Source organism: Pseudomonas sp. HN11, from assembly GCF_021390155.1.
Lineage (GTDB): Bacteria > Pseudomonadota > Gammaproteobacteria > Pseudomonadales > Pseudomonadaceae > Aquipseudomonas.
On the sequence record NZ_CP089985.1, the window covers coordinates 3,945,928 to 3,958,450 of the forward strand.

The following is a 12,523-nucleotide window of genomic DNA, read 5'->3' on the forward strand; positions in this document are numbered from 1 at the left end:
CATGACGCAGACATTGAATACCACGCTGCTGATCATTGGCGGCGGTCCTGGCGGCTACGTAGCAGCTATCCGTGCCGGGCAACTGGGCATCCCGACCATCCTGGTGGAAGGCCGGGCGCTGGGCGGCACCTGCCTGAATATCGGCTGTATTCCCTCCAAGGCCTTGATTCATGTGGCCGAGCAGTTCCAGCAAACCATCCACCATAGCCAGGGCTCGCAACTGGGCATCGAAGTGGATGTGCCGACCCTGAATATCCGCAAAAGTGTGGAATGGAAAGACGGCATCGTCGATCGCCTGACCACCGGCGTCGCGGCGCTGCTGAAGAAGCACAAGGTGCAAGTGATCCACGGCTGGGGCAAGGTAGTGGACGGCAAGACCGTCGAGGTCGGCGACCAACGCATCCAGTGCGAACATTTGTTGCTGGCCACCGGTTCGAAAAGCGTCGACCTGCCAATGCTGCCGATTGGCGGGCCGATCATCTCCTCGACCGAAGCCCTTGCACCGGAAAGCGTGCCCAAGCGCTTGATCGTGGTGGGCGGCGGTTATATCGGCCTGGAACTGGGGATTGCCTACCGCAAGCTCGGCGCCGAGGTCAGCGTGGTCGAGGCCCAGGACCGCATCCTGCCGGCCTACGACGCCGAGTTGACCCAACCGGTGAACGAGTCCCTCAAGCAACTGGGCGTGAAGCTGTACCTCGAGCACAGTGTCACCGGTTTTGCCGATGGCAACCTGCAAGTACGCGACCCGAATGGCGACACCCTGTCGCTGGCCACTGATCAGGTGCTGGTTGCCGTTGGTCGCAAACCGAACACCCAGGGTTGGAACCTTGAGGCGTTGAACCTGGAGATGAACGGCGCGGCGATCAAGATCGACAGCCGCTGCCAGACCAGCATGCGCAATGTGTATGCCATCGGCGACCTGAGCGGCGAACCGATGCTGGCGCACCGAGCGATGGCCCAGGGCGAGATGGTGGCCGAACTGATCAGCGGTCAAACCCGCGAATTCAACCCGGCAGCAATCCCGGCGGTGTGTTTTACCGACCCGGAACTGGTGGTGGTCGGCAAAACACCGGACGAAGCCAAGGCCGCCGGATTGGACTGCATTGTGTCGAGCTTCCCGTTCGCGGCCAATGGCCGGGCGATGACCCTGGAGTCCAAAACCGGTTTCGTGCGGGTGGTGGCACGGCGTGACAATCACCTGATCGTCGGCTGGCAGGCTGTGGGGGTTGGCGTCTCGGAACTGTCCACCGCCTTTGGCCTGAGCCTGGAAATGGGTGCGCGCCTGGAAGACGTGGCGGGCACCATCCACGCCCACCCAACCCTCGGTGAAGCGGTACAGGAAGCCGCATTAAGAGCGTTGGGGCACGCGTTGCACCTGTAAAACCGCCGCTCCCACACAAAGCAAGAATGAAGTATTGTTGCGCCCATCCAGAAAAAAACCGACAAGCCTGCCTTTGACCAGGCGGTTGACCAGAGATAGAGGGTGTCATGGGTAACGAAAGCATCAATTGGGACAAGCTGGGTTTTGACTACATCAAGACCGACAAGCGGTTTCTTCAAGTCTGGAAAAACGGCGAATGGCAAGAAGGCACCCTGACCGACGACAACGTGCTGCACATCAGCGAGGGCTCCACCGCCCTGCATTATGGCCAGCAATGCTTTGAAGGCCTCAAGGCCTACCGCTGCAAGGACGGTTCGATCAACCTGTTCCGCCCGGACCAGAATGCCGCCCGCATGCAACGCAGCTGCGCCCGCCTGCTGATGCCACCTGTGCCGACTGACGTGTTCATCGACGCCTGCAAGCAAGTGGTCAAGGCCAACGAACGCTTCATCCCGCCGTACGGCAGCGGCGGCGCGCTGTATCTGCGTCCCTTCGTGATCGGCACGGGTGACAACATCGGCGTGCGTACTGCGCCGGAGTTCATCTTCTCTGTGTTCGCCATCCCGGTCGGCGCCTACTTCAAAGGTGGCCTGGTGCCACACAACTTCCAGATTTCCACCTTCGACCGCGCCGCGCCACAAGGCACTGGTGCCGCCAAGGTCGGTGGCAACTACGCCGCCAGCCTGATGCCAGGTTCCGAAGCGAAGAAATCCGGTTTTGCCGACGCAATCTATCTGGACCCGATGACCCATTCGAAAATCGAAGAAGTCGGCTCGGCCAACTTCTTCGGGATCACTCACGACAACCAGTTCATCACGCCGAAGTCGCCTTCGGTGCTGCCAGGCATCACCCGCCTGTCGCTGATCGAACTGGCCCAGTCCCGCCTGGGCCTGAAAGTGGTCGAGGGCGAAGTGTTCATCGACAAGCTGGACCAGTTCAAGGAAGCCGGCGCCTGCGGTACCGCAGCGGTGATCTCACCGATCGGCGGCATCCAGTACAACGGCAAGCTGCACGTGTTCCACAGCGAGACTGAAGTCGGCCCGATCACCCAGAAGCTCTACAAAGAGCTGACCGGTGTGCAGACCGGTGACGTTGAAGCGCCAGAAGGCTGGATCGTCAAGGTCTAACCCACAAGAACGCAAAACCAAAATGTGGGAGCGGGCTTGCTCGCTCCCACATTTGTTCTCAAGACCGTATCGGGATGTTTTCGGCAATCTTCTTGCCCATGCTGATCCTCGGCTCCACCCCATACCCCAACGCCTCGTAGAACCCCACCACCGCGTCGTTGCCGCCGGTGATCTCCAGGTTGATCTTCATGCACCCCAGGGCAGTCAATGCCTGTTCCGCATGGCGCACCAGTGAAGACCCCAAGCCGTGGCGCCGATAATCCGCGTGTACCGCCACTGAATACAGCCAGCCACGATGGCCGTCATAGCCGGCCAGAATCGTCCCGATCACCGCCTTTTTATCCGTCGCCACGAAGAACAACCCATCGTTGACGGCCAGTTTCTTATCGATCGCCAGGGCCGGCACGTTATGGGCAGTGTCATAGCCAAAAGCCTGCTGCCATAGCGCAACCACTTGCGCCCGATGTTGGCGGTCACGATACGGCCCAATGGGATGCCGGGACAGCAGCGCCTTTTCCATCACCAGCGTGCGCTCGTTGCCGTGGTAAACGTCGCGCACGGTGTTAAACCCAAGCTTGGTGTAGAACGGCTCGGCCGTCAGTGATGACGGCACGCTCAATACCGTCACCCCGGCCTCACGAGCGCGCAGTTCGATCTCGACCATCAACAGGCGACCGATTCCCTGCCCGTGCAGCGCTGGGTTGACAAACACCGAGCGCACCACATTGCCGTCGAGGGCGGCGGTGGCGATGATCAATTGATCCTGAGTTGCCACCAGTACCAGGCGGCGCTTGAGCAAGGCCAACACGGCATCCGGTGTGAAATTACTGGCCACCCGTGCAATCACATCCGCCGGATAATCCCGCGCATTGCTGCTGTGCAAGGCTGCCAGGATGACCTGGCTGATCCCTTCGGCATCGGCTGCCTGGGCAAGACGAACGGCGATAGACATGATTCCTCCTGGCTGACGGCGTTTTAACAACCCGCACAATACCAATGTGGAATCGCCGCACCAACCTCCCACATTTTTAACTGTGCCCGCTTGAGATACGTTTGCCGGGCCTCTCCCCTATCAGCTTCGCCTGCCCATCCTTTTGCTTGCCGGTACGCGCCTCACTGATCAACCCCGGTATCAACTTGCCCTCCGGCAGATTCTTCCAGAACCGGCTGGGCAAATGCCCTTCCATCACCTTGGGATTCAACCGGGCCGGGTTGAAGATATGACTGTAGTAGGTCAGCCACATCGCACTGTGGGGGTCTTCGACATTCTGCGCCAATTGCCGCCACACCTCGGGACACTCGCGCTGATGAATCAACTGCTCACCGTTGTAGTACACCCCGTCCAACGGCGTGGCGATCATCCAGCGATGGCGCCCCATGCGCCCGATAAAATGCTGGCTGGCCGATTTGAGGATGTCATGGGCAGGCTCATGCCACGCCACGTATTCCGGCAGCTCGGGACCAGCCCCGTCCGGTAGCGCGATGAACCGCACAAACGCGTGCAAGTGATGCGCCTCGCGGCTGACCTGCTTGATCCGGCGTTGCAACTCACTGCCCAGCTTGTCCCCTGCCAGCATGGCGGTGCGGTCACCATGGCTGACACGCCACAACACTTCATACAACAGGCTCCAGCGCTGGTCGCCGTGGTAACAGGCAGCCGATTCCAGCAATTCCAGCAGGGTCTTGGGCACTCGCGTCTGGAAAGGCCCCAGCCCCTCGGGAATCGGTTCATCGGTAGCAAACAGGTCCGCCACCTCGGCCTCGCCCCAGCTCACCTGGCTGGGGTCGACCTGATGGCTCAGCAGCCAGCGCGCCTGCTCGCGCCAGGTGCTGAACAGGTTGTTGCATTCCAGGCTGATCATCCCCACAACCCCATTTGTTGCGGCTGTGGACGGTCACGCAGTTGCTCGCGCAACAGCACGCTGGTGCTGTCGGCCTGTTGCGGGTGGTAGTCGCTGGTGATGAAAAACGGCTTGGCCTTGGCCAGTACACAACGCATGCGCGCCAGGTCTTCGAAGCGGATCTTGCGCTCGCGGCGCAGGTCCACCAGGCGCTGGGTGGTGCGCAAACCAATGCCTGGAATACGCGCGATCAGGGTCGGTTCGGCGCGATTCAGATCCAGGGGGAACACGTCGCGGTTATCCAGGGCCCAGGCCAGCTTGGGATCGATGTCCAGGGCCAGGTGGCCGGGACCTTTGAACAGTTCATTGGCGTTGAACCCATAGCTGCGCAACAGGAAATCGGCCTGGTACAAGCGGTGCTCGCGCATCAACGGCGGTGCTGCCAGAGGCACGCTTTTCGGGCTGTTGGGAATGGGGCTGAATGCCGAGTAATACACGCGGCGCAGCTTGAAGTTGCCGTACAACGCCTCGGCACCGTGGAGGATGGTGCTGTCATCGGTGTCGTCGGCGCCGACGATCAACTGCGTGCTCTGCCCGGCCGGGGCAAAACGCGGCGCGCGCGGTTCGTTGCGTACCGTCTGCTCGCCGGTGTAGATGGTCTGCATGGCCTGTTTGATCGACACGATCTTTTTTTCCGGCGCCAGGGTCTGCAGGCTGGCCTCGGTGGGCAGTTCGATGTTCACGCTCAGGCGATCGGCGTAACGCCCCGCTTCGGCGATCAGTGCCGGGTCAGCATCGGGAATGGTCTTGAGATGGATATAGCCACGAAAGTCATGCTCTTCACGCAGCAGTTTGGCGACCCGCACCAGTTGCTCCATGGTGTAGTCGGACGAACGGATGATGCCGGAACTGAGAAACAACCCGCTGACGCAGTTGCGCCGGTAGAAATCCAGGGTCAGGGTGACCACCTCCTCCGGGCTGAAACGCGCACGGGGCACGTCGCTGGAGCGGCGGTTGACGCAGTACTGGCAATCGTAGAGACAGAAGTTGGTGAGCAACACCTTGAGCAATGACACGCAACGCCCATCCGGCGTATAGCTATGGCAGATGCCCATGCCATCGGTGGAACCCAGCCCCGCCTTGCCCTCGGAACTGCGCTTGGGCGCGCCACTGCTGGCGCACGAGGCGTCATACTTGGCGGCGTCGGCGAGGATGCTGAGTTTTTCGATCAACTGCATGGAGGGCTACCGATACTGGTTTTTTGTACAGTATCAGGGAGAAGCTGCAAGCTGCAAGTTTCCAGCTGCAAGCTTGCTGCTTGCTGCTTGCTGCTTGCTGCTTGCTGCTTGCTGCTTGCTGCTTGCCGCTTGCAACTGGAACTGGAACTCAGCTCGCGGTGGCGAGTAACAGGTCCTGCACCGAACGCCCCTGGCCGCGCCCGCGGTCCAGTGCATACAGCGACGCCGCGATCTCATCCGCGCGAATCGGCAGCACCGACAGCAAGGTGTCGCTCAAACCGTGGCTGGCCTGGCTGAAGCCCTGGATGTAGATACCGGCGTTGCAACGCTCGTCGGTGACGATGCGGTAATCACGCGCCACCTCAAAGTCGCCCAGGTAGTCTTCCAGCGGCGCGAGCAAGGCGCGGTGCGTCTGGCGCTCGTAGCCAGTGGCCAGGATCACCGCGTCATAGTGATTGATGCTGGTGTCACCGTTGGCGTTGTTGCGCAACACCAATTCAATGCCTAGCGGACCTGGGGTGGCCTTCTCCACTACGGTCATGGTGCGGAACGCCTGGCGGGCGATGCCGGAAACTTTCTGGCGGTAGAAAATGCCGTAGATGCGCTCGATCAGGTCCAGGTCCACCACCGAATAGTTGGTGTTCTGGTACTCGGCCACCAGGCGCTCGCGCTCGGCGCCCTCCTGCTGGAACACCAGGTCGGTAAAGGCCGGCGAGAACACTTCGTTGACGAACGGGCTGTCATCGGCCGGCTTGAGCGCCGAGCCGCGCACGATCATGTCGACCTGCACCGACGGGAAGCTGTCGTTCAGGTCGATAAAGGCTTCGGCCGCACTCTGGCCGCCGCCGATGATGGCGATGCGCATGGCCTTGCCGTCGACACACGGCTGGCTGGCCATGCGCTCCAGGTATTGGGAATGGTGGAACACCCGGCTGTCGCCTTTGAGCGCGTTGAACGCCTCGGGAATACGTGGCGTGCCACCGGCGCTGACCACCACCGAACGAGTGGTGCGCACATGCTGCTCGCCCAGGGCATCGCGGGAGATCACGCGCAGGGCTTCGACCTGCTGCTGGTGCAGGATCGGCTCGATGGCCAGCACTTCTTCACCGTAGCGCGCCTGGGCCTGAAACTGACCGGCGACCCAGCGCAGGTAGTCGTTGTACTCCATGCGGCACGGGTAGAAGGTGCCCAGGTTGATGAACTCCACCAGGCGGTCGTGGGCTTTCAGGTAATTGACGAAGGAGTACGGGCTGGTGGGGTTGCGCAAGGTCACCAGGTCCTTGAGGAACGAGATCTGCAGCTCGCTCTGGGTGACCAGGGTATTGCCGTGCCAGCGGTAGTCGGCCTGCTTGTCCAGGAACAGTACGTCCAGTTTGCCCTGGGCCTTTTCGCGCTCCTGCAGGGCGATGGCCAGCGCCAGGTTCGAAGGGCCGAAACCGATACCGATCAGGTCGTGAACCGCGGGCGAAGCAATTGCCTGTGTCATTCCAGTGTCCTCTGGATAAGCCCCTTGGCGGTGGGGCGGGAATACCTTTCAAGACCTGCACAACAGGCCATGTGTTGATAGGAAACGAGGACAGTGAAATAAAATTTAACTGATCAGTGATCAGTGCGCTTCCCACTCGCGCATCCGCACGCGGCAGTGCTTCATGGCGTTGACGATGTGTTTTTCCACCAGCGCGCGGGAAATGCACAGCCGTTCAGCGATTTGCAGATGGGTCAGCCCGTCGAGCTTGCGCAGCAGGAAACTGTCACGGCAGGTCGCTGGCAGCTCGGCCAGGGCGCGTTCGAGCAGTTCCAGGCGCTGGCCGTGGTCGTGGGTGGTATGGGGCGAACAGGTGGCGAAGCGCTCGTCGGCATCAAGCACATCCAGGGGCTCGACCTGACGCAAGGCGTTGCGTCGATGGCCGTCAATCACCAGGTTGAGCGCGGTGCGGTACAAAAAGGCGCGGGGCTGCTCGATGGGGGTGTCGCTGGAACGCTCCAGCACCCGGACATAAGCGTCATGCACCACATCCTCGGCCACCTGGCGGTTGCCCAGCTTGGCGTTGAGGAAACACACCAGCTCGCGATAGTAGTTTTCCAACATGACTCCCGACCGCCGGGGGCGGCATTAGGTCCTTGGGCGCAACAAAGACAGCGGTTAGGTAATGGCAGTTTGGGTATGTGCAATTTATAGTAATTCTCATCTACTTTTAAGCAGACTTGCATCAACGGACGATTTTTTTCTTCAAAGGAGCTGTAACTGCGTATGTAACCGCCTAAATCCCCGCGCAATTTTCTCGTTTACTTGTCAGCTCCCCGCAACTGCGGTCCGAACTTTCCTGGCTGGAACCTAAGCATGAAACGCCCTCGACCTGCCCGACGCGCCTTGCTTGTTATCGCGTGCCTGATCCCCCTCCTTGCCGTCGCCGCCTGGCAGGTGCTGCCGCCGGGGCGTGACACCCTCACCACCATCACTGTCACCCGCGGCAATATCGAGAACAGCGTGACCGCCTTGGGCACCCTGCAACCGCGTCGTTATGTGGACGTGGGCGCCCAGGCGTCGGGGCAGATCCGCAAGATCCACGTCGAGGCCGGCGACCAAGTCCAGGAAGGCCAATTGCTGGTGGAGATCGATCCTTCCACGCAAAAAGCCAAGCTCGACGCCAGCCGCTACGCCATCGAAAATCTGAAAGCCCAGTTGCAGGAACAAAAGGCCCAGCACGAACTGGCGCGCCAGAAGTACCAACGCCAGCAACGCCTGGCCGCCGGTAACGCCACCCGCGAGGAAGATGTGCAAACCGCCAAGGCTGAATTGCGCGCCACCCAGGCCCGGGTCGACATGTTCCAGGCGCAGATCCTGCAAGCCCAGGCCAGCCTGCGCAGCGATGAGGCGGAGTTGGGTTACACGCGCATTTACGCGCCCATGACCGGCACCGTGGTGGCTGTAGACGCGCGGGTCGGTCAGACCCTCAACGCCCAGCAGCAGACCCCGCTGATCCTGCGCATCGCCAAATTGTCGCCGATGACCGTGTGGGCTGAAGTCTCGGAAGCCGATATCGGGCATGTAAAACCGGGCATGACTGCCTATTTCACCACCCTGAGCGGCGGTAACCGGCGCTGGACCAGTACCGTGCGGCAGATCCTGCCGATTCCGCCCAAGCCACTGAATGAAACCCAAGGCAGCGGCAGCCCCAACAGCTCGAGTAAAAGCGGCAGCGGCCGCGTGGTGCTGTACACCGTGTTGCTGGATGTGGACAACAGTGACAACACGCTGATGGCCGAAATGACTGCCCAGGTGTTTTTCGTCGCCAGCCAGGTCAAGGACGCCCTCACCGCACCGGTTGCCGCCCTGCAAGGCACGTCGAGTGCCGACCGGCAAATTGCCCGAATCGTGGCAAAAAATGGTCGCATCGAGGATCGCGAAGTGCGCCTGGGTATCAGCGACCGCCTGCGAGTCGAGGTGCTTGAAGGCCTGAACGAAGGCGATCACCTGCTGATCGGCCCTGCCGACGGCAACGGGGGTTGAGTTGACCACGCCCCTGATCGAACTCAAGCACATCCGCAAGTCTTACGGCGGCGGCGACAGCCCGCAGGTCGATGTATTACGCGGTATCGATTTGTCGATCCATGCCGGGGAATTCGTCGCCATCGTCGGCGCTTCCGGCTCCGGCAAGTCCACGCTGATGAACATCCTCGGCTGCCTCGACCGCCCCAGCACGGGCGATTACCTGTTCGCCGGAGAAAATGTCGCACACCTGGACAGCGACGAACTGGCCTGGCTCCGGCGCGAAGCCTTTGGCTTTGTGTTCCAGGGCTACCACCTGATCCCTTCAGGTTCGGCCCAGGAAAATGTCGAGATGCCGGCGATCTATGCCGGTATCAGCGCCGCCGAGCGTCATGCCCGGGCCAACGCCCTGCTCACCCGCCTGGGCCTGGCGGAGCGCACCGGCAACCGCCCGCACCAGCTTTCCGGTGGACAGCAGCAGCGGGTGTCCATCGCCCGTGCGCTGATGAATGGCGGCCATATCATCCTCGCTGACGAACCCACCGGCGCCCTCGACAGCCACAGTGGTGCCGAGGTCATGACCCTGCTCGACGAACTGGCCAGCCAGGGCCACGTGGTGATCCTGATCACCCACGACCGTGAGGTAGCGGCGCGGGCCAACCGTATCATCGAGATCCGCGATGGCTTGATCATCAGTGACTCCGCTGACGGCAGCGACGCTGCCCCCACAGTAGCCAACGGCGCCCTGCAAGCCGTGGACCTGCGCCAGCGCCTGGCTGACGGCGCCGAGCATAACGGCGCGTGGAAAGCCGAACTGCTTGACGCGGTACGTGCGGCCTGGCGCGTGATGTGGATCAACCGTTTTCGCACCGCGCTGACCCTGCTGGGCATCATCATCGGCGTGGCGTCAGTGGTGGTGATGCTGGCGGTGGGCGAAGGCAGCAAGCGCCAGGTCATGGCGCAGATGGGCGCGTTCGGTTCCAATATCCTCTACGTCAGCGGCTCCTCGCCCAACCCGCGCACCCCCCTGGGCATTATCACGCCCCAAGACGTGGCCGCCCTGGCCACCTTACCGCAGGTCAAGCGGATCATGCCGGTCAACGGCGCCGAGGCCGGTGTGCGTTTCGGCAACATCGACTACATGGCCTATGTCGGTGGTAATGACACCAATTTCCCGACTATTTTCAACTGGCCCGTGGTGGAGGGCAGCTACTTCACCGAAGCCGATGAACGTTCCGCCGCCACGGTCGCGGTGATCGGCGCACGGGTGCGCGAGAAACTGTTCAAGGGCGTTGTCAGCCCCGTTGGCCAATACATCCTGATCGAGAACGTGCCGTTCCAGGTGATCGGCGTCCTTGAAGAAAAAGGCTCCAGCTCCGGCAACAAGGACAGCGACGACCGCATCGCCATTCCGTACTCTTCCGCCAGCATTCGCTTGTTTGGCAGCTACAACCCCGAGTACGTGGTGATTGCCGCCGCGGACGCCACCCGGGTGCGTGAAACCGAACGGGCGATCGATCAACTGCTGCAACGTTTGCACAACGGAAAAACCGACTATCACCTGACCAACAACGCGGCGATGATCCAGGCAGAAGCACGCACGCAGAACACGCTGTCATTGATGCTCGGCTCGATTGCCGCGATTTCCCTGTTGGTGGGTGGCATCGGCGTGATGAACATCATGCTGATGACGGTGCGCGAGCGCACCCGTGAGATCGGTATTCGCATGGCCACCGGCGCTCGCCAGCGCGACATCCTGCGCCAGTTTCTCACCGAAGCGGTGATGCTCTCAGTGGTCGGCGGCCTGTGCGGCATCGCCCTGGCCCTGCTGGTGGGCGGCGTGCTGGTGCTGGCAGAGGTGGCGGTGCAGTTTTCCCTGGTGGCGGTGTTTGGTGCATTTGGTTGCGCGTTGGTCACCGGCGTTGTATTCGGCTTTATGCCGGCCCGTAAAGCTGCCCGGCTCGATCCGGTTAAGGCGTTGACCAGTGAATAAACGATCCATTTACCTACCCGGCTTGTGCGTGTTACTCAGCGCTTGCACTGGCAACCCGCCATCCGTCGACAGTGGTATAGCGCCGCCCACCGCCTGGCAATATGCCGAACGCGTCACCGCCCAAACGACCAACCAGCAATGGTGGACACAATTTGGCAGCCCGCAACTCAACCGCCTGGTCGATCAGGCGCGCCGTGACAGTTTCGATGTGGCCGCCGCCACCGCGCGCGTGCGCCAAGCCCAAGCCAGCGCCGTGATAGCCGGCGCGCCGTTGCTGCCGGAGGTGAAGTTAAACCTCGCCACCAGCCACCAGAAATTACTGCGTGGTCCGGGCGGACCGGACCTTGACGCGACCCGCAGCGATGACGCCGTCGACAACTTCGGCGCCAACCTCACCGCCAGTTACGAAGTGGACTTCTGGGGTGGCCGCGCTGCCGCCCGTGACAGCGCCCTGCACAGCCTGCGCGCCAGCGAGTTTGACCAGGCCACCGTGGAATTGACCTTGCTCAGCAGCGTGGCGGACCGCTATGCCCAGACCCTCGCCGCCCACCAGCGCGAGCAGATCGCCGCGCTGAACCTGACCAATGCGCGCAACGTGCTCGATCTGGTGCAGACCCGCTATGACGCCGGCTCCGCCACCGCCCTGGAACTGGCCCAGCAAAAAAGCCTGGTGGCCAGCCAGCAACGCCAGATGCCGCTGATCCAGCAATTGGCCGAAGAATCGCGGATCACCCTGGCCGCCCTGCTCGGCCAGCCGGTGCAGGCCCTGGACCTGGGCTCTGAAACCTTCCAGGCCCTGACCTGGCCAACCATCGGCGCAGGCATGCCCAGCCAATTGCTCAGTCGCCGACCTGACATTGCCAAGGCCGAAGCGCAACTGGCGGCGGCGCAGGCCGACGTCACCGTGGCCCGCGCCGCCATGCTGCCCGCCCTCACCCTCGGCGCAACCCTGGGTTCCGATGCCTACAAAGCCCTGGATGTGCTGCGCAGCCCCTACTACACACTGACCGCCGGCCTGGTGGGACCAATCTTCAACAATGGCCGTTTAAGTGCTGAACGCGACAAGGCCCGCGCACGTCAGGATGAACTGCTGCAAAGCTATCGTGGGGCGATCATCAACGGCTTTGCCGACGTGGAAAAATCCCTCAGCAGCATTACCCGCCTCGACCAGCAGCGACAATGGCAAAGCGAAGAACTGCAACAGGCACAGAGTGCGTTCCAGATCGCTGAAAGCCGCTACCAGGCCGGCGCCGAAGACCTGCTCACCGTACTGGAAACCCAGCGCACCCTGTACGCGGCCCAGGACCAGAACGTACAGCTGCGGCTGGCGCGCCTGCAAGCCGGCATCGCGCTGTACAAGGCACTGGGGGGTGGGTGGCAGACAACGATCCGATAAACAAAACTCCAAATTCCCACACAGTCCGCCTAATACCCCTACATTCTTCTGCCTAAG

General features: G+C 61.8%; 10 protein-coding genes. 5 read left to right on the forward strand and 5 right to left on the reverse strand.

Annotated elements, in window-relative coordinates:
• Position 1: 1 nt before the first annotated feature.
• Together lpdA and LVW35_RS17835 are read left to right on the forward strand one after the other, a co-directional pair.
• On the forward strand, positions 2-1,381 hold the full coding sequence (gene lpdA / locus LVW35_RS17830) for a dihydrolipoyl dehydrogenase (protein ID WP_233891353.1): 1,380 nt from the start codon (positions 2-4) through the stop codon (positions 1,379-1,381).
• Positions 1,382-1,488: 107 nt separating this feature from the next.
• Positions 1,489-2,508, forward strand: coding sequence for a branched-chain amino acid aminotransferase (locus LVW35_RS17835; protein WP_233891354.1), 1,020 nt, complete (start codon positions 1,489-1,491; stop codon positions 2,506-2,508).
• A gap of 58 nt (positions 2,509-2,566) precedes the next feature.
• Here LVW35_RS17835 and LVW35_RS17840 read toward each other — a convergent pair whose 3' ends face one another.
• The 5 genes from LVW35_RS17840 to LVW35_RS17860 form a co-directional block, all read right to left on the reverse strand.
• Positions 2,567-3,460, reverse strand: a complete 894-nt coding sequence (locus LVW35_RS17840; RefSeq protein ID WP_233891355.1) for a GNAT family acetyltransferase — start codon at positions 3,458-3,460, stop codon at positions 2,567-2,569.
• A gap of 76 nt (positions 3,461-3,536) precedes the next feature.
• Positions 3,537-4,370 carry a TIGR03915 family putative DNA repair protein gene (locus tag LVW35_RS17845; RefSeq protein WP_233891356.1) on the reverse strand — a complete coding sequence of 278 codons (834 nt, stop codon included), beginning with the start codon at positions 4,368-4,370 and terminating at the stop codon, positions 3,537-3,539.
• The gene (locus LVW35_RS17850; protein WP_058426732.1) at positions 4,367-5,587 is read right to left on the reverse strand and encodes a putative DNA modification/repair radical SAM protein; all 1,221 of its coding nucleotides are present in this window, start codon (positions 5,585-5,587) and stop codon (positions 4,367-4,369) included. Before LVW35_RS17850 ends, LVW35_RS17845 begins: the two co-directional genes overlap by 4 nt.
• A gap of 148 nt (positions 5,588-5,735) precedes the next feature.
• Positions 5,736-7,073 carry a lysine N(6)-hydroxylase/L-ornithine N(5)-oxygenase family protein gene (locus tag LVW35_RS17855; protein ID WP_233891357.1) on the reverse strand — a complete coding sequence of 446 codons (1,338 nt, stop codon included), beginning with the start codon at positions 7,071-7,073 and terminating at the stop codon, positions 5,736-5,738.
• A 120-nt stretch (positions 7,074-7,193) separates the two neighbouring features.
• On the reverse strand, positions 7,194-7,676 hold the full coding sequence (locus tag LVW35_RS17860; protein ID WP_326489588.1) for a sigma-70 family RNA polymerase sigma factor: 483 nt from the start codon (positions 7,674-7,676) through the stop codon (positions 7,194-7,196).
• Positions 7,677-7,928: 252 nt separating this feature from the next.
• Between LVW35_RS17860 and LVW35_RS17865 the strand changes: the two genes are divergently transcribed.
• The 3 genes from LVW35_RS17865 to LVW35_RS17875 are packed head-to-tail and all read left to right on the forward strand — an operon-like array spanning position 7,929 to position 12,466.
• Complete coding sequence (locus tag LVW35_RS17865; protein ID WP_233891359.1) at positions 7,929-9,098, forward strand: efflux RND transporter periplasmic adaptor subunit; 1,170 nt, start codon at positions 7,929-7,931, stop codon at positions 9,096-9,098.
• 1 nt (position 9,099) lies between these two features.
• A complete protein-coding gene (locus tag LVW35_RS17870) occupies positions 9,100-11,070 on the forward strand; it encodes a MacB family efflux pump subunit (RefSeq protein WP_233891360.1) in 1,971 nt (656 codons plus the stop codon).
• Positions 11,063-12,466, forward strand: a complete 1,404-nt coding sequence (locus LVW35_RS17875) for an efflux transporter outer membrane subunit (RefSeq protein ID WP_233891361.1) — start codon at positions 11,063-11,065, stop codon at positions 12,464-12,466. The genes LVW35_RS17870 and LVW35_RS17875 overlap by 8 nt, the downstream gene beginning before the upstream one ends.
• The last annotated feature ends 57 nt before the right edge of the window (positions 12,467-12,523 follow it).